Genomic DNA, 20,595 nt, shown 5'->3' on the forward strand with positions numbered 1-20,595 from the left:
GTCGAGCAGATAAACATCGTATTGTAGCCGGTTTTCTGACATGCCGCTGCCCATCGCAGTTGATTCATGCAAGCTACGCTTCTGGTTCGGCATCAACGTATCTCACCTTTTTAAAAGGACAAATAAGTAAATCCATGCCAATCGTTATTTTTTTGAAAAAGCGCTGTCTTTTAATGCTATTGGTTTTCTTACCAATGCAGGCGCTGGCTGAGTTGGAGTTTACGATTCAGGGGGTTGACGATGATACGCTTGAAGACAACATTCGCTTGCACCTGAAAAGTCTGGATATCGGTCAGGACGCACTTAGCGATCCATTCTGGCAGGAAGAAGTCAGCAAGACGGTAGCCACTGCGGTGCAGCCATTCGGGTATTACAACAGCACCACGCTTATCAATACCGATGAGGAAGGCGAGGTAGTCCTTGATGTATCCCTGGACTCGCCATTAAAGGTTACTAATGTAACCCGCGAAATTATTGGTGCAGGGCGTGCTGATAAAAAATTTCGCACCACGTTTAATAGCTTCCCGTTAGAAAAAGGCGACGTTCTGCTTCAGCAGGAATACGAACGTTTCAAATCCAGGATGTTCAACTATGCTCTGAATCATGGGTACTTTGATTTTCACTGGCAGGCAACACGGTTAGATTTAGTTCGCGAGGAACGTGCAGCCAATATTTTGTTAATTGCGCAGAGCGGACCGCGCTATGAATTTGGCAAGGTGACAATCAATGGGGAGGACAAAGCAGAGGATATTGTTCGCCGGCTTCAGCCTTTCACACTGGGCGAACCCTATACCGCCGATCAGCTTGCTGAGTTTAACCGCCGGCTCAACGCAACCGGTTATTTTTCCCGTGTAATTGCCCGTCCGGTGGTCAGCCAGGCGCAGGGAACACGTGTGCCGATTGAAATCACGCTGGCCCATAAACCCAGAGATAACTTTAATGTGGGCATCGGTGTTGCTACCGATACCGGCCCCCGCCTACGGTTGAAGTGGGAGCGGCCGTGGGTCAATGATAAAGGCCACTCGGCTAATGCTGAACTGTTTATCTCTGCACCGGAACAATCAATTACAGCTGATTATCTGGTACCGATGGGCGATCTGAAAAATGATTATCTGAAATACGAAGCGGGATACCAGTTTTTAGATTACGACAACACCAACACAGAAAGTGAGACCCTCTCCTTGTCTGTTCACCGTGTTACACAAGAGATTGAGTCGCCGTGGCAAAATGATTACTCGGTTACCTTTCTACGTGAAAAATATAAAGTCGATGACGATCCCAGTCAGACGACTCAGTTGCTGATGCCTGGCTACGCCCTGCAGTATCTGGTCAAAGACGACACCCTCAATATCACCCATGGCACCTATTTCAGAACCGGTATTCAGGTAGGTCGTGAAGGTATCGGATCAGATATTGATATTGTCAAAGGCACGGCCGAGGCCAGGGTTATCCGCACCATCGGAAAACACCGGTTTATGGTGCGCTCAGAAATCGGCGCAATAGAAACCAACAGTTTTGCCGAGGTGCCGGCATCGGTGCGCTTTTATGCTGGTGGTGACCAGAGCGTTCGCGGATTCGGGTACCGGGATATTTCGCCTGAAGGTGAAATCTTTAATCCTGTACTGGGTGCGGTGCAGGAGTCAGCCGGAGCAAAATACCTTGCTACCGTCGGCACTGAATACGCCTATCAAGTAGCGGAAAACTGGCGCGCTGCCGCCTTTTTAGATGTGGGTACCGCCACTAATGAGTTTGAAGAAGATCCGGCGTTTGGTATAGGCCCCGGTGTACACTGGTTATCGCCTATCGGCCCGGTACGCTTTTACATTGCCCGCGGGTTTTCAGAAAAAGAAAACACCTGGCGAATCCACTTTATGTTAGGGCCTGAGTTATGAAAAAACGTAAGGTGGCTCTGTGGGTTGTATCACCCATTTTACTGCTTATTCTACTTATCGGAATTTTGATAAGCCCACTGGGTAGTCCGCTGCTGGGTCCGCTGGCTTCTGCTGTCGTGCCCAACCTCGAAATTGAAGAGGTCTCAGGATCACCCCTGGGTACGTTTTCTGTAGAGGGCGTATCATGGAAAAATGAACAGTGGCAGGTTGAGGTGAACAGCGCGTCAATTAACCTGGTATTAGGATGCCTGTTTTCCAATAAAGTCTGTATAGACTTTGTCACTACTGATGGCGTTGCGGTCAGTCAAATTGGCGAAGCGCCCGAAGAAGAGCCGCCGGCTTCGGAAGAGCCTTTCTCAATGCCGATCACCGTCGTCATTCATCAGGCTAAACTGACGGACACACAATTTAAAATGGCCGGTCAGAAAATTGAACTGGCATCGTTGTTTTTAAAGGGCCGCATGGCGGATGCGCTAACGCTGAATCCTGTAGAGCTTGAAGGACTGCGCGTCACCCTGCCGCAAACTACCGAACCGTCCCCTCAGGCTAGTGATATGCCGGTAAATTACGCGCTCAGTTATACCGCGCCTCAGTTGCCGGAAATAAAAACACCTGTTCCGCTGAGTATTACTGCATTTAGCTTAAAAGATACCCGGATTATTACAGGCGAACAAACTCAAAAAATAGCTATTGTATCTTTTGATACTTATACATTTTCTGAATACGACATGGACCTCGACGGGTTACACGTGGAACATGAAATGGGGCAGGCAGATCTATCATTTGCTGGCACCTTAAACGAAAATTATCCGGTAAACAGCGACCTTATCGCCAAATTCACATTGCCTGACGGCAAATCTCAACAGGTAAAACTTAATATTGACGGGTCACTGAGCGCGCTTGAGCTAAATGTGCAAGCCGCCGGCCAGTATCAGGCAAATGTGCAGGCCACGGCAGATCTTCTTAACGATAACCTTCCGGCTAAATTGAATATTACCTGGCCTGAGCAGGCGCTGCCGGGCATGCCGGATAGCAAACTATATAAAGGCCAGCTTACCGCACGTGGTCAGATGGGAAACTATCAGGTGAAGGGAAACACCGCCGCAGATGCTCCTCAGGTAGGCAGGGTGCCGGTAGACCTCGACATCGTGCTGAACAATAAAAACATAACGGTTAACAGTCTGAACGCTGAGCTGCTGGAAGGCACTGTCAGTAATACCGGCACCTTGTATCTGAATGAGTCTGTAAGCTGGTCAGGTAAAACCAGGCTGAAAAATATTTCAACGTTGCCGCTGGCCAGTAGTGGGCCGACAGATGTATCGGGCGAATTCACCAGTTTGATGCAGTATGACCAAAAAGGCATTCAGGCAAGTCTGACAGATTTGGACATCAGCGGCATTCAGGGTGGATTTGACCTTAACGTTAAAGGCTCTGCTGTTTATTCAGGGCCGAATGAATTGTTAGTGACATCTATCCGGCTGACGCAGGGGGAGAATCAGGCTGAGGTGGCTGGACAGCTTATAAAAAACCGGCTTTTAAAAGGCACCGTGCAGGCGCAGTTAACCCAGTTGGATGCACTGTATCCGGGACTTGATGGCTCGGTTACGGCGGATATCGATGTATCTGGTGACTGGAAAGATCCTGCTGCTGAAGGTTCAGTCACAATTACCGATTTGCAGGTACCGGCATCGCTCAACCCGTCTGTGGCGCAGCAAGGGGCGGTAAATGGTGATTTATCGGTTAGCGGAAAGCTGTCTGATCATCATGTTGAGACCCGGATAAATATGCCCGAGCACTTGTTATCACTGGTTGTGGATGGCTCTTGGCAGGGCGAGCGCTGGAAAGGCACCATTACCGATAGCCAGATAGGCGTCTTTTCCACCCGCTGGGAGCTTGAATCCCCCTTTACCGTCGCTGTGCGACCGTCACCTTTTAGCACAAAAATTACTGCACATTGCTGGGACTCACGAAACGACGGCGAGCTGTGCATGAGAGACTTATTGTATAAGAACGATGTCGCCCGCTGGAATATAGACGCTAACCGTCTGCCGGTGGGTTTATGGGCCAGTGAGTTTTTAGGTGAACTTGTTCCTGAGCCGCCAGAGGCAACTGCATCGATCACTACCAAAGGAAAGATGCCATTAGGCGAGCGTCCTCAGGGTACATTTACACTAAACGTGACACCGGCCACCTGGGCACTTGGTAAAGACGGCAAGGTGGCTATTGATGTCGATGCAGTCAATGCCAGTGGCGAGTTGACCGAAGATGAACTGATGGCCTCAGCCTCGCTGGAAAGCGAGCAGTTGGGCAATATCAACGCGCAGGTAAAAACACGACCGTTTTCAGATAATCCCACCGTCGAGGGCAATATTTCTGTAGACGATATTAAAGTAGCGCCTCTTAAACCGATTTCGCCCGCGATACGCGAGCTTACCGGGGCTATCAATGGTGATATCAAAGTCAGCGGTCAGCTTGGCGCACCTCAATTAAACGGCGAGGTAAAGCTGGCCAACGGAAATATTGATATTGAAGATACCCCTGCGGCGATAAGTGACTGGACGCAGGATATTCGGTTCAATGGCACCAGCGCTGAATTTGACGGCCAGTTTTCACTTGGTCCGGGGCAGGGGCAGTTACAGGGCGATATTGACTGGTCCACACCGGAAATGCCTAAACTGTCATTCACCCTTACCGGCGATAGACTGGAAGTTCAGCAGCGTGATATCACGGTGCGTGTCTCGCCTGATCTCAAAGCGACAGTATCGCCGGAGGCAGTCGAGGTGAGCGGTGAGATCAACATCCCCTGGGCGCGCGCGATAATTGAAGAACTGCCGGAAAGCGCGGTAGCACCTTCAAAGGATGTCTATTTGCGCGGCGAGCCACCTAAAGAAGATCCGCTTAGCATTGTAAACGCGAATATCGATGTGCTGATCGATGATGACGAAACCGGCGAGGTAAAACTGGAAGCCTTTGGTCTTACTGCCAATCTCACGGGTCACTTACAGGTAAAAACACAACCTGCGCTGGTGGGCTTTGGTGCGCTTCAGATAATGGATGGCAGATTTCAGGCTTACGGGCAGGACTTACTTATTCGTACCGGAGAGGTGCAATTTAACGGGCCCCTTGATCAGCCGCAGTTGTTGGTAGAGGCAATACGCTCACCGGCCAAAACCGATGATGGTGTCATCGCCGGGATCCGGGTTGAGGGCTTAGCCGATAGCCCAAACATCAGCGTTTTCAGTACTCCCTCAATGGACCAAAGCCAATCGTTACTGTATTTACTGACCGGCAGCGGCAAACTGGGTGGCGATGGCGGGGAAACCAATTATGGTGCCCTGCTGGTGGGTCTGGGACTCTCAAATACAGAAGGCATTCAGGGGCAACTGGGTAATGCGCTGGGTATTGAAGATTTCAGTATAGGCACAACTTCCGGGTCAGCGGGCGATCCTAAGCTGTCACTGACTGGTCGCATTAATGACAGGCTGAGCGTTAAGTACAATTTTGATGTTGGCCTGGGAAGCGGTGATAGCACGGCTGAAACGGTTCGCAGACGTTCTGCGCCGCCCGATCTGGCACTACGTTATCGCTGGCTGCCCCAGTTCTATGCAGAGGCGATACAGACTACCATTGAGGAACAAACGGAGTTTGCCATCGACTTCTACTATCAGTTCTTTCTGGGCAAAGAGCCTGAATCCCGCATTGGCAAGAAACAGGACGATGATGCCAACAGTTCACAGGCGGCACAGGAAGAAGGTGATTAGCAGCCGGTAGTACTTATTGCGCCGGCTCGCTGGCTTCCAGCTGGGTGACGAGCTGCGCATATTCACGGGCAAATCGACGCTGACGACGGGCCGCCCACAGGTAGAAAAGCAGGTTAGCAATGCCAGCTCCGCCGATTGCCAGAGAAACCGAACTCAGTTTGGACGCGGGCAGCCCTCCAGAGAGGTATAGGGTCGCAAAAAACGCGGTGAGTGCAAGTTGTGTCACCCACGCAGAGTGTTTGGATACCTGTGCTATCCGAACATTGTTCGCTAGCTGCCTGCGCAGAAGGTCAAGATGGTCGCGGGTGGATTTTCCGCTGAATAACGATAAGCGCCGCAGCCAGGTCAGATAACCAGTATAAGTAACAGCCGCAAAACCAATAGCAATCAGAAAATACCATTGCGGTGAATTTGTCTTAATGGGCGACCAGAAAAGTAAATAGATGAGCGGTACCAGACAAAAGCAATCCAGCGCCAGGTACAGCCTGTGCCTGAGCTGAAATGTCCGCCAACGCTGCTTTACCTTTTTGATATCAATGGCGGAAACGGGCTGAGACTGCCACAGTTCACCTAAATCTTTATCGAATTCATTCATCTTTCAGACGCCTTTGTATCGCAGTCTTGGCACGATTGAGTAGCACCCCTACATGTGTACGCTGCAGGCCACACACATCTGCAATCTCGTCGTAGCTCAGCCCTTCCAGCGACAGGGTGATCACCTGACGACTCTGAATAGGCAGTAAACGAATGGCATCAAGCAATCGTTGTCGTGCCTGTGCCTGTTCAGCATGCGCGCCCGGTCCGCCCTGTTTCTGTTCACAAAACATTGTATTGTTATCTTCAAATGTATCTGTTGCGGGGTGTTTCACCTGACGTGAGACATGGCTGACTGCACGATTATGTGCCACTTTCAGAATATACGTTTTAATATTGCTTCGTCCTTCATAACGTTGCAGACTTTGCCACACCGCCAGGCTGATATCCTGCGCCAGTTCATCACGAAGAGCCGGCTGGGCTTCATATGAAGCAGCAACCCGGCTTAGCAATGGCCCGTATTGAGAAAACACCTGCTCAAAATCCACTTTTAAAACGAGTCCCTTTTGGTGTGAAATGTCTGGCTATTGATGTAGTCCACCGGAATCAATAAATATTACATGCTTAGCGTAATAAAGTGCGAAGAGTGGTGACTGTATAGTCAAACCAGTAGAAGGAACAACACCATGACCGCAATAATCACGTTTACACTTATTTTTGTCCTGTTGGGGCTGGCTTATTATCTTGATGCCCGATACGGCTGGCAGTTTGTTGCCTGGATGAACGGCACCACGGACAACCCGTTTGTTTCTAAACCACGAAAGAATGCTTTCGCTCGTTCTGCAGAAAAACAGCAGCACGCCGATAAAGATAAAGAAATCAAGGCTCTCAGAGAAAGAATAGAAACGCTGGAGGCGATCGTTACTGACACCACCTTTGAGCTTAACCAGAAGCTCAATCGTTTGTAGACTTCGCTATGTGGTGTGCTGCAAAAACTGCTTGATATTGGTTACCGCTTTATCTAAAAGCCGTTGCCTGGATTCGGTGGCGCCCCATGCTGAGTGCGGTGTGATAATCAGATTATCCAACGGCTCGGCCAGTAGCGGATTCTCTGATGATGGCGGCTCTGTGCTAAGCACATCCAGCCCTGCACCGGCGATACTGCCGCTGCGCAGCGCTTCTGCTAATGCATGTTCATCCACCAGCGTGCCACGAGCAGTATTGATAAGAAACGCACTGGATTTCATCTTGTCCAGTGCGGCTTTATCAATAAGATTTTCGGTGTCCGGGGTCGCCGGGCAGTGCAAACTCACCACATCCGCGTCACTGAGCAGATCGTTCAACGGCGGGCGAGGATCGTCATTGCTGCCAGGGCGCGCGCTAAAGCTTACCCGCATCCCCAGCGCCTGACATACCCGCGCAAGGCCGCTACCTAGCTGACCGCTGCCAACAATCACCAGATGCTTATCGCGAAGCTCGGAAATCGGATAATCAAGCAGACAAAAATGCTCAGCATGTTGCCAGTCCGATGCTTTTACCGCCTGATTGTAGCGCAAAAATGAGGTGGTCAGGTTAAGCAATAGCATCAGCGCGTGCTGAACAACAGAACCCGTCCCATAGCCTTCTACATTAGCCACACTGATCCCGTTATCTTGGCAGTAATCGGTATCTACATTGTTCATGCCCGTGGCCAGTACACCAATATAACGACACTGACTATCTTTAAGATTGTCGGCTTTCAACACAACTTTGTTGGTCAGGATGATCTGCGCCCCGTCAATGCGTGCGTTTACCTTCTCAGCCGGGGTGTTATCAAAATAGGTCCAGCTGACCGGTAAGGCCTCCAGTGACGTCAAATCAAGATCATCTGGCTTCAGCGAAGCCATATCGAGTATTACACCTTTCATTCCAACTCCTCACTTAGTGCATCAAGCTGCAATTTGATATGACTGGGTATAGGAACGACCTTATCTGTCGCTCGCTCAACAAACACCTGCATAAACTGACCATGGGCCGCGCGCCGCCCTGTTTCTCCTGCGTAGACCGATACGCCGTATGTTACTGCGCTTCGGGCTAGCTTTATCACACGTAGTCCAACGGCAACCGGTTCCGGATAGCTCACTTTGGACATGTACTGACATTGAGAGCTGGTGACAAATGGCACAATCTTACTTGTTGCGACATTCAGCTCGCAGCGCTCACTTAAAAACTGATTTACCACTGAATCAAAAAAACTGTAGAACACAACATTGCTGATGTGACCCAGGGCTTCGCAATCCTGCGCGCGGGTGGTGAGCTCAATATGGTAGGGATAATCGGCCAGAGAAGGGGCAAAATCAGTCATAGTCAGGCTCTGTCAAAAATAACAGCATACGTTGCCTGATGCAGAATTCCCACCCCGAGAGCCATTTTCAACGGATTAGTCTGATGGCGATGCAAGCAGAATCAAATCATCACGATGAACAATTTCCGGTCCACGTGTGAACCCTAAAAGCTGTTCAAAATCACTGCTTTTCGAACCTTTCAAGGTAAGTAAGTCATCACTACTATAATTAACCAATCCTTTAGCGAAGAACGTATTGTCACAGGCAATGGTCACTGCATCACCGACCCGAAACTTGCCCTCAACACCGACAATACCTTTTGCCAGCAATGATGCGCCCCGTCCCTTTACTGCTGCCATCGCGCCAGCATCAACAACCAGTGAACCACGGGATTTTAAGGTATGTTGCAACCACAATTTGCGTGCATGAACAGGCGCCTGCGAGGGACAAAACAGCGACCCGTCCAGCTTCCCTTTGATAAGGGCATCAAAGGCTGATTTGTGATGTCCGTTGATGATGCAGGTCTGTATTCCGCTCCCCATACAGGTTTGAGCGGCCTGCAACTTAGTCAGCATGCCGCCTGTTCCCACCGCCGAACCGGCACCGCCAGCCAGGCGCATAATTTTTTCGTCTATCCTGAAAATTTTATCAAGGCGGGTGGCTGCAGGATTTTTGCGGGGATCGGCAGTATACAGACCATCAACATCCGAACAGATTATCAGTGTATCAGCCTGAGCAACAAGCGCAGTGTAGGCAGCCAGATTATCATTATCGCCGACTTTCAGTTCATCCACCGCAACAGTGTCATTCTCGTTAATAATCGGGACAGCGCCGTGTTTGAGCAGCTGATTAATTGTATTTTTGATATTTACATACCGGGTTCGGTCGTGCAGGTCGCCCGCGGTAAGCAGAAGCTGGGCACAGGGGCGGTCAAATAGTTGCTGCCAGCACGCCATCATCTGAGTCTGACCAATCGCAGCCATTGCCTGCTTTTCAGCAATGGTAGGCCGATGTGTGACGGGTACCTGCTGACGGCCTGCCGCCACGCTGCCTGATGAAACGATAATCACATCTTTACCGGCCTGTTGTGAACGCATAACAAATTGCGCCAGAGGTTGTAAAAGCTTCGGATTACAGCCTCTGCCTTCAGGTGCAATCAGAGCGCTACCCACCTTGATCACGGCACGCTGCCAGCTCAGCCTGTTCATAAACGTTATGCCTAAAAAGGGAAGAAATTTAAGCATACGACAGAATACTGCAACGGAAAAAGTGCTTATTCTAATTAATTTTCACAGTCTGCCTTTGCGGTGAATTTTTGACTTATTGCGGCTAAGACCTCCAAAAGTGAGTCAACTAACGATAGAATGACAGTTTCGATGCCCTTAACTTAGCAATATCTAGCAAGGAATCTGCATGAGTAAACGACAAAACCGCCTGTTCTGGCTGGTGTCTGCAGTATCAGTGATGCTGCATGTACCGGTTGCCGCCAGTTCAGCGATAAAACAAACAAAAGGCGACTTTGAAGATAAATTCCGACAGCTGGAAGAAACCCTGCCCACACCAAATGTCTACCGCAACGCAGCGGGTGCACCAGGTCATCAGTACTGGCAGCAGGAAGTAGATTACAAGATCGACGTGAAGCTGAATGAAGAAAAGCGTCGCATCGAAGCCTCTGAGCAAATCACTTACAAAAATAATTCGCCTGACACACTGAAATATTTGTGGATTCAGCTGGATCAGAACAAATACCGCGAAGACTCCATGTCGGCGTTGACGACGACCTTTGGTGGTATTGGCAATCGCGGACCGGCAACGCAGTCTGCGTCATCAGACGCGCCGGCCCGGCTGAGCATGGGCGCGTTGCGTCGCCAGCAATTCGTAGAAGACACGGAACTAGGTTACGACATTAAGAAAGTAGCGACCGGTAACGGTAAAAAGCTGCACCATGTCATTGTTGGTACATTAATGCGTGTTGATCTGGATAAGCCGCTCAAAGCGGGTCAGCAGACCAGTCTTAACATTGATTTTGCCTTCAATATTGTAGAAGAGGATGCGGTTAGTGCCCGGGCAGGTTACGAGCACTTCCCTGATGATGAGCGCGAAGGCGGCAACGATATCTTTTTGCTGGCCCAGTGGTTCCCTCGCCTTGCGGCATATACTGACTATGAGGCCTGGACAAATAAAGAATTTATTGGTCGCGGTGAGTTCACTCTGGAATTCGGTGATTACGATGTGAATATTACCGTTCCTGCTGACCATATCGTGTCGTCTACCGGTACATTGCAAAACCCTAAAGACGTGCTGACGAAAACGCAGCGTGACCGTCTGAAAAAAGCAGAAAATGCTGATCGGGCCGTTTTTGTCGTGACGGCAGAAGAAGCTTTGGAAAACGAAAAAGCCGGCACATCAAAAACCAAGACATGGCGCTTTAAAGCGAAGAACATTCGTGACTTCGCCTGGGCGTCATCACGTAAGTTTATGTGGGATGCACGCGGCTTCAAGCAGGAAAATGAAGACAATCCACTGGTTATGGCAATGTCTTTTTATCCTAAAGAAGGCGGCGACCTGTGGAAGAAGTACTCCACTGAATCAGTGATCCACACACTGGATGTTTATAACCGCTTTACCTTTGACTATCCATATCCAACAGCACAGTCGGTGAATGGTCCGGTAGGTGGCATGGAATATCCGATGATTTCCTTTAACGGCCCACGTACTGAGTTGCAGGATGATGGTTCACGTACCTATTCGCTGGCCGAAAAGCGCTTTCTGATTGGCGTGGTAATCCACGAGGTAGGCCACAACTACTTCCCTATGATCGTAAACTCTGACGAGCGTCAGTGGACCTGGATGGATGAAGGCCTGAACAGCTTTCTTGATGGCGTTGCCGGGCGCGAGTGGGATCCGAATATCCCATGGGGCGTAGAGCCGCGTGATGTAGTGTGGTATATGAAATCATCATCCCAGGTGCCTATTATGACTCAGTCTGATTCGGTACTGCACCTTGGCCCTAACGCATACACCAAGCCAGCTGTCGCGCTGAACATTTTGCGTGAAACAATTCTGGGCCGTGAGTTGTTTGACTTTGCATTTCGTGAATATGCTCAGCGTTGGATGTTCAAGCGCCCTACACCAGCTGATTTCTTCCGCACTATGGAAGAAGCGTCAGGGGTAGACCTGGATTGGTTCTGGCGCGGCTGGTTCTACAGCACTGATCATGTCGATATCGCCATCGACCGTGTGTATAAACTACGCTTAGATACTGAAGATCCGGACATTGATTTGAAGCGCCAGCGTGAAGCTGAAATGGAAAAACCGATGTCGTTAACGGTCGAGCGTAATGAACAGGAAGGTCGCCAGCTGTGGGTTGAGCGTTTTGACGATATCAAAGATTTCTACGACGATAACGATCAATACACGCCGAATAACAAAGACCGCAACAAGTATCGCGACTTCCTTAAAGATCTGGAGCCGTGGGAACGTAAAGCATTTGAGCGCGCGGTTCGTGAAGATAAAAATTATTATGTGATGGAATTCTCTAACAAGGGTGGTCTGGTCATGCCAATCATTCTGGAGTTAGAGTTTGCTGACGGCACTAAAGAAATGAAGCGTATTCCGGCTGAAATCTGGCGTCGTACTCCTAAAGCGGTGTCTAAGCTTATCGTTACGGAAAAGGATAAAGAGCTGGTTAGCGTCGCGGTCGATCCTCGCTGGGAAACGGCAGATGTCGATGTGGAAAACAACTACTATCCACGCCGTATTATTCCTTCACGTATCGAGGCGTACAAGTCAGAAAAAAGCAGCAAGCGTGTCTACAAAGACCTGATGCAGGAAAGTAAGACCGAGCTTAAGACAGACGATGACGACAGCGACAGTGATGACGATTAAGTATGTGATGCAACGCACCTTGCAGTGGGGCCTTATGGCCTTACTGTTGGTGTCGTGCGCCCAGGCTCAGGCGCATCAGATTAAAGCCGCCATCACGACAGTGTTGTTTAATCCGCGCACTGAAAATATTGAGGTTATGCATCGCTTCAATTTGCATGATGCCGAGCACGCTGTTAAGCGATTGTTTGATAAACATGCTGACATACTGGACGATGAAAAAACGCAGCAGGCTTTTGCCGATTACGTTACAGAGCGTTTTTCAGTTCGTAATGCTGAAGGCAAGACGCTAACTCTAAATACAGTAGGGTTTGAAACGGAAGGTAAGTTCTTCTGGGTTTATCAGGAAACCGATCAGCCGCCCAAGCTCGAAGGCCTTCAAATCAAGCACGATGCATTGCGCGACCTGTGGCCATCACAGGTCAACACACTTAACGTTGAAGGCAAAGGTGACATCAAAACACTACGATTTGAAGGTAACGCCACGTTGCTCAAAGTAGAGTTTGAGGGTCATCACCACTAAAGTCTTACATTCACATCATTGCAACATCAGCCCGCTTTACCCATTATAAACAGATGATGGTTAACGGGCTGATTTTTTATGAGCGCATCAGAGAGCTTTTCGAACCGCAAGAATATTATCTGGGTCTACCTTTCCGGCGCGATGGCGCTTACATTTATCGTTCTGCTTTTCTTACCTGATTCAGGTACCGGCGGCGCGACCTTATCATTATATTCAACCATGTTGTGGTGCGGATTATTCGGCGCGGCGCTGTTCAGATACCTGCTTAAAAATACCTGGGCAGGATTTGCCGCAGGCAGCGCTATCGGCATGATGATTCAAATCGCTTCACAAGTGGTGTGACACGCTAATAAGGCAATTGCATAGTGAATGGCAGTGCGGTCTGCGTATCTGACTTGGGCGGATTGCCAATCATCTCTTCATATGGCGTGTCATGGATCATCACGGCCTGGGTAACCTGGCAGGATTCGAATGCCTCTCGAATATGTCCGGCACTGAAAAAGCGCATAGGCCGGTCCTTTTCATCGTAGACAAATCCGGTCTTCTCCCCGATGGTTATCTGCACCAGATAGACGTTCATCTCAAATGACTGAACCTCCAGATAATCAATATCAGGATTTCGTTGCATCAAATCTTTCATTAAAAACTTATGCATCATGGATTCCCGCGAGAGGTTTGAATTACTACTATACTAACTCTGTCACACTGGTGTTCATTAAATCTTCGCAAAGATTTCTCTGATAAGGTCATTAAACATTGAGTGTGAATGGTCACGACAATAAAGATTTTTGGCGTTAAAACGATCAAATTCTGTCTTTTTAATGTAGGAAAATGAACCAATCATGGAAATTTGCGTTTGTGCGTCCAACGCCCTTTCGTCATAAACGCATAGCAAGTATGATTCTTGTAAGACATTGTTCTGAGGATTAATTTTTATATGGTGGATATGTTATGAGTGACCCGTCAGAAAAACGCAAGGTAGCCCCGCACATTGTACTAATAGCCATTATCATCATTATTATTTTGGCCGTTGTGTTCTGGCCGTCTGATGATTCGTCTGAACAGGTAGAGGAAGCCGAGCCGACGGTTGAACCTCAAGACAACCTACCCTCCGACCAGGGCGATACAGAAGAATTCGAAGGAACGCCGGAACCTGAACCGGTAGAGATAGATCCTGAAACTGAGCCTGAGCCGATGCCTGAACAGGAAGAACCCGAGCCAGAGCCGCTGGATAGCAGCGATGAAGGGATTAAGAAGTCGCTTTCCGGATTGAGCGAACAACAAGATACCAATACATTCCTGGTGGATGAAGGGTTATTGCAACGCTTCGTTGTTTCAGTGACAAACGTTGCCAACGAAGAGATGGCTAATCAACAGCCACTTAAAACACCTGAGCAGACTTTCCGCGTTTACAGTCAGGCCGGCAAAGAATGGATCGACGCCGCCAGCTATAAGCGGTATACCCCTTATGTTGATATGATGGAGTCGATGGATAACGAGGAACTGGTAGATCTGTATAAAAACTATCGCCCTCAGATTCAGGAAAAGTATGCTGAGATCGGCAACCCCGACGAATCGTTTGATGCAGTCGCTGTTAAAGCCATCAACGAACTACTGAATACACCGGAAGTACCGGTACCAGTAGAAGTTTATAGTGATTCTGTAGCGTATAAATATGCAGATCCACAACTGGAAAATCTTAGTGCACCGCAAAAGCAGTTATTGCGCACAGGACCTGACAACATGCGTCGAATTAAAGCCAAGTTACGCGAAATAAAAGCCATGCTTGAGGAACAAGATGGATCTCAATAGATTCAGTCAGCAAATATCGGATGCTGCGGGAGATACCACCCGCAGTATTCCTCCCGTTGATAAATGGGATCCGGAATTTTGCGGCAACATGAATATGACGATCAAACTTGATGGTAGCTGGCATTATGAAGACAGCCCTGTGGGTCGCCAATCTTTAGTACGGTTGTTTTCATCTGTTATCAAAAAAGAGGATGACAACTACTTTCTGGTAACGCCGGTAGAAAAACTTGGTATTGTTGTTGAGGATGTCCCGTTTCTGGTTACGCAGTGGGAAGAGGATGATGACAGTATCGTGTTTACTACCAACGTCGGTGATCGGTTTACGTTATCATCCAATCATCCTATAGAGTTGCGTAATCCCCCAAAAGCGTTAGGCGCACCGGACAGTACGCCCATTCCCTACGTATGCGTCAGAACAAACCTCTGGGCGCGTATCAATCAAAATGTATACTATCAGCTGGTTGAGCACGCTCAGCGCCGGCATAAAAATGGCCGACAGCAGCTTTATGTAACCAGCGAGTACGAACCTTTTGTTATTGGTGAGCTTGCGGAATAAATTTCAGAAGTGGCCCACCCGGGCCATTCTTTACAATCACTTTACATATCCGTCCGCTCTGCCCTATTGTTACCTTCCACCTAATAAACGGAAAACCGCTTTATGAATAATAAACTGTCTTGCCTTTGCCTGTGCCTTGGTGGCTTGCTGACCGCCAGCGCTGCTGCTGATACCCTGATTCACGCAGGAAAACTGTTTGACGGGACCGGCTCTTCGCTGCGCAACAATGTCACTATTGTGATTGATGACAACAAAATTGTGGAAGTCAAAGACGGTTTCACCAAAGCCGGTAACGATGATGAAGTGATCGATTTGAAAGATAGCACTGTGCTTCCGGGCCTGATGGATATGCATGTACACTTATCCTCTCAAAGCGGACCTGGCGCCTATCTGGAAAGATATACAAAGAATGAAGCCGATTACGCGCTTACCGCCGCCAATTATGCAAAGAAAACCCTGCACGCTGGCTTCACCACCGTCCGAAACCTTGGTGATAGCTACAATGAGACGGTCGCGTTGAGAAAAGCCATCGACAAAGGGTTACTGGAAGGGCCGCGTATTTATACAGCCGCTAAATCAATCGCTACCACAGGGGGCCATGCCGATCCCAGCAATGGTATGGCCCGCGTTATCCGACCCGACACAGGACCGGCGAGCGGTGTAGTTAATGGTACTGCTGAAGCCCGTGAGGCCGTCAGACAACGCTATCAGGACGGTGCTGACGTTATTAAAATCACCGCCACCGGCGGCGTACTGAGTGTGGCAAAGAGTGGGCAAAACCCACAATTTATGGATGACGAACTTCAGGCCATCGTCGACACAGCCAACGATTACGATATGACTGTTGCAGTCCATGCCCATGGCAAGGAAGGCATGAAGCGCGCTATTAAAGCAGGAGTCACCTCGATTGAACATGGCACCTACATGGATGAAGAAGCCATGAATCTGATGAAAGAACACAATACCTATTATGTGCCTACGATAATGGCTGGCAAATTTGTTGCCGAAAAAGCCAAAATTGACGGTTATTTTCCGGATCTTGTTCGCCCCAAGGCCAGAGAGATTGGTCCGCTGATACAGGAAACGTTTAAAAGAGCCCACAACGCAGGTGTGAATATCGCCTTTGGCACAGATTCAGGGGTGTCAGCTCACGGTGACAATGCGCAGGAGCTAGGCTTTATGGTGGAGGCTGGTATGTCTGAAGCGGATGCACTGCTCAGTGCGACAAAACATGCAGCGGCAATGCTTAAAGTGGATGATCAGTTAGGTAGCGTAGAAAGTGGTAAATTTGCCGATATTATCGCTGTAAACGGGAACCCGATCGAAGATATCAGCGTAATGGAATCTGTTACCTTCGTAATGAAGGATGGAAAGGTCATCAAACAACAGTAGGACGCCATGGGCATACGCGCACAGGTAAAGGAAAGAACCCGACGGTTAAAAAACTCCAAAAACATGCTTTCGGGTGTTGCAATTGCTTCAATGCTCGAATCAACCATTGTACCTATTCCTTTAGAAGCGGTGCTCGTGCCTTTAATGCAAGCCAGGCGCGATAAACTCTGGATGATTGCTTTTATGGCAACGCTAGGGTGCCTGGTCGGTGCTATCATTGGCTATGGCCTTGGCTATTTCCTGTTTGATCTTGTAGGTGATTGGGTCATCGACACATTTTCAAGTCAGTCACAGTTCGATAGCGTTAAGCAACAAATGCAGCGCCAGGGCTTCTGGTTTGTTCTGACACTTGGCATTGCCCCCATTCCTTTTCAAATTGCGATGCTGGCGGCAGGCGCCGCCAAATACTCACTGTTTTTCTTCGTGCTGGCGACCGTCATTGCCCGCTCAATCCGTTATTTTGGATTGGCCGTCGTGGTGTTGATTGCCGGCAATCAGGCTGAAGCGTTAATTCGACAGTACAAAGCCAGTGCAGTCGTTGGGCTGACACTCCTCGTTTTATTGTTGTGGTATTTAAGTACGCTGTTTTAACTACACGCATCAACCGTATTGACGAATGAAATAAAGCACTTTATTATTGATAATAATTCTCATTTACATTAAATATGTTTAAGGAGATTCAGGTGCGGTCGAGTTTCTTAAGTAACAAATATAAGCAGTGGCTACAGGCTAATCCTGAGGATGCAAGACTTCAACGCATGCAAATGCAGGAGACGGCTAACCGTTTTTTAGAAGAGGGTGACGAGGCCAGCGCTATCCACTGCAGCGCACAGGCACTGGAAATCGCCCAGGCGATTATTCAGTCTCTACGTTGTCCTGAGGAAGGTACTACGCTCATCTCGCAGGATTTTATTGCTTACGGTGCACTGGCAATTTATCTGGCTAATCATTACCGAGCTGCCGGAGAAAAGGATGCGGCGCAGGAAATCATCCATGATGCGCAACAGCAGCTCATGGCACTAACACCACTTTATGCCAGTGAACCGCAGGTTGCACAGCTCATACAGGCCATTGTTCAATCACTGAGCGATGATCGTCCGGCACCCAAAACCGGTCCTGACGGACATATGCTTCATTAAGCCACAATGAAATCAGCCAATCACTCTTCTCATCCCGACACCAAGGTGCACATTACCTTGCGCCTTGACACGATCCAAAGGCTTTTGCGTCTGCAGGCACTTCATGTCAGCGATTTTAGCTGTAACAGTGATCGTACCAAATCCCTAATCCATGAAGCTCTGCTTAAATCATTACAGTCTTAATTTATATTTCTTGAATATAAAGTAATCATGAAAGGTCCATAAGCCGTAAGCAAATAATAATCTTTTTTACGGAGCAAGATCTTGACTGATAACTGGAAGTCCATGCTGGTCTTTGGTGGGTATGCCGCTAAGACAGTTGTTTATTGTCTGTTAGGCGTGCTGATTCTGAAAATGGCGATTGGTGTGTATGGATCAGACTCTCCGTCACAAAAAAATGTGTTTCTTTCTATTATTGAGCAACCGTTTGGCAGAATTATGCTGGGTTGTGTCATCGTGGGAATGGCATGTTATGTGGTTTGGCGTTTCGTTCAGGCGAGCATGAACATTGATAACCTGGATATGAGCTCGGCAAAAGACGTGGTTAAACGGGTATTTTATTTCGTTTCCGGCATTATTTACGCCTTTGGTACTTATCTGGCGATTAAGGTTTTTCACGGGTCAAGCGGCTCTTCCAGTGGCGGCCAAAGTAATAGCGAGGAGATGTCATCAACCTTAATGCAGCAGCAATGGGGCATCTATTTGGTGGCTGCTGTAGGCATCATCATCGTTATATTTTCTTTTATACAGTTTAAGCATGCCTTTAAAGCAGACTTCATGGATAAGTTCGATGTTCACAGAATGTCGGCCAAAATCAAAAAAATAAGCCAGGTGGTGGGTCGCATGGGCTTCTTCGCCCGGGGAATCGTCTATATTCTGGTTGGTGGTTTCTTTATTCAGGCAGCGTATAAAGCCAACCCTGAGGAAGCTGGAGGGCTCAAAGAGGCGCTGGATACGATTATTCAACAAAGTTACGGACAATATGCTCTGATGGTCGTGGGCGCTGGGATCTTCTTATTTGGTATTTTCTGCGCGATTGAGAGTCGTTATCACAAGACATCAGGCTAACTGATACATTTCGCTTCAGGCACTGACGTAGAAAAAAAGGGGGCTTAGCCCCCTTTTTTTATCAGGTATTCGTACGGTATCTCATCAGTTTGCGCTCTGAGCAAAGCATGCTGCATGAAACGACAAAAGCTGGGCACGTCGCGGGCCGTCGACGGGTCGTCAGCCGTAATATAAACCGTCTCCCCCTCTGCCATTTTCCTGACTTTAAGCCGAATCATCATCACGGGTTCCGGACAGCGAAGTCCTTTGGCATCCAATTGAAAATCCGCGTCATGAAAATCCATAAGGTCACTCACTGTCAGATTCCGTATTCATCGCGATAAGCATTAATCGTGTTTATACGATCCTGTTGAGCAGGCTGCTCACTCAGATAAGTAACCACGTCAGCCAATGTGACGATAGACACCACCTGGGTATTAAAATCACGCTCGACTTCCTGAATTGCGGATAATTCGCCTTGACCACGTTCCTGACGGTCCAAAGCGATCAAGACCCCCGCCAACGACGCATTATTCTGCTCAATAAGCTGCATAGATTCGCGAATCGCAGTACCGGCGGTAATGACATCGTCCACCAGCATCACTTTACCTTCCAGTGGACTCCCTACCAGATTTCCGCCTTCGCCATGCGTTTTTGCTTCTTTGCGGTTGAAACAATAAGGCGTATCAACATCATACTGATCAGCTAACGCTACCGCCGTGGTTGTAGCAATTGGGATGCCTTTATAAGCCGGCCCGAATAAGACATCAAACTTAATTCCGGCATCCATCACTGCAGCGGCATAAAACCGGCCAAGCTTGGCCAGATCACCGCCACGATTAAACAGCCCGGCATTAAAAAAATAAGGGCTCGTTCGACCAGATTTTAAGGTAAATTCACCGAATTTCAGTACCCCACGGGCAATCGCAAATTCAATAAATTCTTTCTGGAACGGTTTCATTGCCCTTCTCCTTATGCCAGCGCAGCTTTTTGTGCATCGAATAATTCACGCAGACCGTGTTTTGCGATCTCCAGCATCTCATTCATTTCATCAAATGAGAACGGCTCGCCTTCAGCAGTCCCCTGAACTTCGATCAGCTTACCTGTCTCTGTCATGACGATATTCATGTCAGTTTCAGCCGTAGAATCTTCTGTATATTCAAGATCAGCAATAGCACCACCGTCATGAATTCCCACCGACAGTGCAGCAATCATATGTTTTAACGGGTTGGCCTTGATAATTCCTTTAGCTCGCATGTAGGTCAGTGCATCAACCAATGCTACACATGCCCCTGTGATAGATGCTGTGCGAGTTCCGCCATCAGCCTGAATAACATCGCAATCTAAAGTGATGGTATTTTCACCCAGCAGTTTCAAATCGATAGCCGCACGCAACGAACGCGCAATCAACCGTTGAATTTCTAATGTGCGACCACCTTGTTTACCGCGCGCCGCTTCACGCTGGCTACGGGTATGGGTTGAACGCGGCAACATGCTGTACTCAGCCGTTACCCAGCCTTTGCCCTGTCCTTTCATGAACCGTGGCACACCTTCTTCCACCGTTGCATTACAAAGTACTTTGGTATTGCCAAACTCAATCAGCACAGAGCCTTCTGCATGGCAGGTAAAGTTACGGGTAATGGTGACCGGACGGATTTGACTGGCAGTTCTGCCACTTGGACGCATAGGTTTCTCCTGATTAGGCACATTTTATTTAAAATAATTAAGTG

At 48.6% G+C, this 20,595-nt stretch carries 21 protein-coding genes; 12 read left to right on the plus strand and 9 right to left on the minus strand.

Annotated features, from left to right (window positions below):
* The first annotated feature begins 134 nt into the window (after positions 1-134).
* Entirely contained in the window at positions 135-1,892 is a 1,758-nt protein-coding gene (locus HHX48_RS08445; RefSeq protein WP_191024109.1) for an autotransporter assembly complex protein TamA, read from the plus strand.
* The gene (locus tag HHX48_RS08450) at positions 1,889-5,653 is read left to right on the plus strand and encodes a translocation/assembly module TamB domain-containing protein (protein WP_191024111.1); all 3,765 of its coding nucleotides are present in this window, start codon (positions 1,889-1,891) and stop codon (positions 5,651-5,653) included. The genes HHX48_RS08445 and HHX48_RS08450 overlap by 4 nt, the downstream gene beginning before the upstream one ends.
* A 13-nt stretch (positions 5,654-5,666) precedes the next feature.
* On the opposite strand, the gene HHX48_RS08455 is transcribed toward HHX48_RS08450, so the two are convergent.
* Complete coding sequence (locus HHX48_RS08455) at positions 5,667-6,248, minus strand: hypothetical protein (RefSeq protein ID WP_191024113.1); 582 nt, start codon at positions 6,246-6,248, stop codon at positions 5,667-5,669.
* Complete coding sequence (locus HHX48_RS08460; protein ID WP_191024115.1) at positions 6,241-6,735, minus strand: RNA polymerase sigma factor; 495 nt, start codon at positions 6,733-6,735, stop codon at positions 6,241-6,243. Before HHX48_RS08460 ends, HHX48_RS08455 begins: the two co-directional genes overlap by 8 nt.
* A gap of 138 nt (positions 6,736-6,873) precedes the next feature.
* Here HHX48_RS08460 and HHX48_RS08465 point away from each other — a divergent pair, with 138 nt between their 5' ends.
* Positions 6,874-7,155 (plus strand): hypothetical protein, encoded by a 282-nt coding sequence (locus tag HHX48_RS08465; protein WP_191024117.1) that lies wholly within the window; start codon positions 6,874-6,876, stop codon positions 7,153-7,155.
* A gap of 6 nt (positions 7,156-7,161) precedes the next feature.
* On the opposite strand, the gene HHX48_RS08470 is transcribed toward HHX48_RS08465, so the two are convergent.
* The 3 genes from HHX48_RS08470 to proB form a co-directional block, all read right to left on the minus strand.
* Complete coding sequence (locus HHX48_RS08470; protein ID WP_191024119.1) at positions 7,162-8,094, minus strand: D-2-hydroxyacid dehydrogenase; 933 nt, start codon at positions 8,092-8,094, stop codon at positions 7,162-7,164.
* Positions 8,091-8,531: an acyl-CoA thioesterase gene (locus HHX48_RS08475; RefSeq protein WP_191024121.1), complete on the minus strand. Its 441-nt coding sequence runs from the start codon at positions 8,529-8,531 to the stop codon at positions 8,091-8,093. The genes HHX48_RS08470 and HHX48_RS08475 overlap by 4 nt, the downstream gene beginning before the upstream one ends.
* Before the next feature lie 75 nt (positions 8,532-8,606).
* Entirely contained in the window at positions 8,607-9,719 is a 1,113-nt protein-coding gene (gene proB, locus HHX48_RS08480) for a glutamate 5-kinase (protein WP_191024279.1), read from the minus strand.
* A 256-nt stretch (positions 9,720-9,975) separates the two neighbouring features.
* On the opposite strand from proB, the gene HHX48_RS08485 reads away from it, so the two are divergent.
* The 3 genes from HHX48_RS08485 (at position 9,976) to HHX48_RS08495 (ending at position 13,261) form a co-directional block, all read left to right on the plus strand.
* On the plus strand, positions 9,976-12,399 hold the full coding sequence (locus tag HHX48_RS08485; RefSeq protein ID WP_191024281.1) for a M1 family metallopeptidase: 2,424 nt from the start codon (positions 9,976-9,978) through the stop codon (positions 12,397-12,399).
* A 7-nt stretch (positions 12,400-12,406) separates the two neighbouring features.
* The gene (locus HHX48_RS08490; protein ID WP_191024283.1) at positions 12,407-12,919 is read left to right on the plus strand and encodes a DUF6702 family protein; all 513 of its coding nucleotides are present in this window, start codon (positions 12,407-12,409) and stop codon (positions 12,917-12,919) included.
* A gap of 78 nt (positions 12,920-12,997) precedes the next feature.
* Positions 12,998-13,261, plus strand: coding sequence for a hypothetical protein (locus tag HHX48_RS08495; RefSeq protein WP_191024123.1), 264 nt, complete (start codon positions 12,998-13,000; stop codon positions 13,259-13,261).
* Between the two features lie 4 nt (positions 13,262-13,265).
* Here HHX48_RS08495 and HHX48_RS08500 read toward each other — a convergent pair whose 3' ends face one another.
* A complete protein-coding gene (locus HHX48_RS08500) occupies positions 13,266-13,574 on the minus strand; it encodes a DUF6482 family protein (RefSeq protein ID WP_191024285.1) in 309 nt (102 codons plus the stop codon).
* Between the two features lie 296 nt (positions 13,575-13,870).
* Between HHX48_RS08500 and HHX48_RS08505 the strand changes: the two genes are divergently transcribed.
* From HHX48_RS08505 to HHX48_RS08530, 6 genes are all read left to right on the plus strand, one after another.
* Positions 13,871-14,731: a DUF3014 domain-containing protein gene (locus HHX48_RS08505; protein WP_191024125.1), complete on the plus strand. Its 861-nt coding sequence runs from the start codon at positions 13,871-13,873 to the stop codon at positions 14,729-14,731.
* Positions 14,718-15,287: a DUF1285 domain-containing protein gene (locus HHX48_RS08510; RefSeq protein WP_191024127.1), complete on the plus strand. Its 570-nt coding sequence runs from the start codon at positions 14,718-14,720 to the stop codon at positions 15,285-15,287. Before HHX48_RS08505 ends, HHX48_RS08510 begins: the two co-directional genes overlap by 14 nt.
* 102 nt (positions 15,288-15,389) lie before the next feature.
* Positions 15,390-16,679 (plus strand): metal-dependent hydrolase family protein, encoded by a 1,290-nt coding sequence (locus HHX48_RS08515; protein WP_191024129.1) that lies wholly within the window; start codon positions 15,390-15,392, stop codon positions 16,677-16,679.
* A gap of 6 nt (positions 16,680-16,685) precedes the next feature.
* Entirely contained in the window at positions 16,686-17,270 is a 585-nt protein-coding gene (locus HHX48_RS08520) for a YqaA family protein (RefSeq protein ID WP_191024131.1), read from the plus strand.
* Between the two features lie 92 nt (positions 17,271-17,362).
* Positions 17,363-17,818, plus strand: coding sequence for a hypothetical protein (locus tag HHX48_RS08525; protein WP_191024133.1), 456 nt, complete (start codon positions 17,363-17,365; stop codon positions 17,816-17,818).
* Between the two features lie 264 nt (positions 17,819-18,082).
* Positions 18,083-18,886 (plus strand): DUF1206 domain-containing protein, encoded by an 804-nt coding sequence (locus tag HHX48_RS08530; protein ID WP_223858180.1) that lies wholly within the window; start codon positions 18,083-18,085, stop codon positions 18,884-18,886.
* Positions 18,887-18,930: 44 nt separating this feature from the next.
* Here HHX48_RS08530 and tusA read toward each other — a convergent pair whose 3' ends face one another.
* Genes tusA through rph form a run of 3 tightly spaced genes read right to left on the minus strand, consistent with a single transcriptional unit; the run spans position 18,931 to position 20,551 of the window.
* Entirely contained in the window at positions 18,931-19,170 is a 240-nt protein-coding gene (gene tusA, locus HHX48_RS08535; protein WP_191024289.1) for a sulfurtransferase TusA, read from the minus strand.
* 14 nt (positions 19,171-19,184) lie between these two features.
* Complete coding sequence (pyrE, locus tag HHX48_RS08540; protein ID WP_191024135.1) at positions 19,185-19,826, minus strand: orotate phosphoribosyltransferase; 642 nt, start codon at positions 19,824-19,826, stop codon at positions 19,185-19,187.
* Between the two features lie 11 nt (positions 19,827-19,837).
* Positions 19,838-20,551, minus strand: coding sequence for a ribonuclease PH (rph, locus tag HHX48_RS08545; RefSeq protein ID WP_191024137.1), 714 nt, complete (start codon positions 20,549-20,551; stop codon positions 19,838-19,840).
* Positions 20,552-20,595 lie beyond the last annotated feature (44 nt).

Origin of the sequence: Salinimonas profundi (assembly GCF_014750655.1) — a bacterium.
In the GTDB taxonomy this organism is placed as follows: domain Bacteria; phylum Pseudomonadota; class Gammaproteobacteria; order Enterobacterales; family Alteromonadaceae; genus Alteromonas; species Alteromonas profundi_A.

What these genes read in the sequence shown, in the direction of transcription:
- pyrE (WP_191024135.1), bottom strand. Translation starts at nt 19,826, where the DNA reads ATGAAACCGTTCCAGAAAGAATTTATTGAATTTGCGATTGCCCGTGGG.
- HHX48_RS08450 (WP_191024111.1), top strand. Translation starts at nt 1,889, where the DNA reads ATGAAAAAACGTAAGGTGGCTCTGTGGGTTGTATCACCCATTTTACTG.
- proB (WP_191024279.1), bottom strand. Translation starts at nt 9,719, where the DNA reads ATGAACAGGCTGAGCTGGCAGCGTGCCGTGATCAAGGTGGGTAGCGCT.
- HHX48_RS08490 (WP_191024283.1), top strand. Translation starts at nt 12,407, where the DNA reads ATGCAACGCACCTTGCAGTGGGGCCTTATGGCCTTACTGTTGGTGTCG.
- HHX48_RS08500 (WP_191024285.1), bottom strand. Translation starts at nt 13,574, where the DNA reads ATGCATAAGTTTTTAATGAAAGATTTGATGCAACGAAATCCTGATATT.
- HHX48_RS08455 (WP_191024113.1), bottom strand. Translation starts at nt 6,248, where the DNA reads ATGAATGAATTCGATAAAGATTTAGGTGAACTGTGGCAGTCTCAGCCC.
- HHX48_RS08475 (WP_191024121.1), bottom strand. Translation starts at nt 8,531, where the DNA reads ATGACTGATTTTGCCCCTTCTCTGGCCGATTATCCCTACCATATTGAG.
- rph (WP_191024137.1), bottom strand. Translation starts at nt 20,551, where the DNA reads ATGCGTCCAAGTGGCAGAACTGCCAGTCAAATCCGTCCGGTCACCATT.
- HHX48_RS08495 (WP_191024123.1), top strand. Translation starts at nt 12,998, where the DNA reads ATGAGCGCATCAGAGAGCTTTTCGAACCGCAAGAATATTATCTGGGTC.
- HHX48_RS08470 (WP_191024119.1), bottom strand. Translation starts at nt 8,094, where the DNA reads ATGAAAGGTGTAATACTCGATATGGCTTCGCTGAAGCCAGATGATCTT.
- tusA (WP_191024289.1), bottom strand. Translation starts at nt 19,170, where the DNA reads ATGGATTTTCATGACGCGGATTTTCAATTGGATGCCAAAGGACTTCGC.
- HHX48_RS08520 (WP_191024131.1), top strand. Translation starts at nt 16,686, where the DNA reads ATGGGCATACGCGCACAGGTAAAGGAAAGAACCCGACGGTTAAAAAAC.
- HHX48_RS08465 (WP_191024117.1), top strand. Translation starts at nt 6,874, where the DNA reads ATGACCGCAATAATCACGTTTACACTTATTTTTGTCCTGTTGGGGCTG.
- HHX48_RS08515 (WP_191024129.1), top strand. Translation starts at nt 15,390, where the DNA reads ATGAATAATAAACTGTCTTGCCTTTGCCTGTGCCTTGGTGGCTTGCTG.
- HHX48_RS08505 (WP_191024125.1), top strand. Translation starts at nt 13,871, where the DNA reads ATGAGTGACCCGTCAGAAAAACGCAAGGTAGCCCCGCACATTGTACTA.
- HHX48_RS08485 (WP_191024281.1), top strand. Translation starts at nt 9,976, where the DNA reads ATGCTGCATGTACCGGTTGCCGCCAGTTCAGCGATAAAACAAACAAAA.
- HHX48_RS08510 (WP_191024127.1), top strand. Translation starts at nt 14,718, where the DNA reads ATGGATCTCAATAGATTCAGTCAGCAAATATCGGATGCTGCGGGAGAT.
- HHX48_RS08445 (WP_191024109.1), top strand. Translation starts at nt 135, where the DNA reads ATGCCAATCGTTATTTTTTTGAAAAAGCGCTGTCTTTTAATGCTATTG.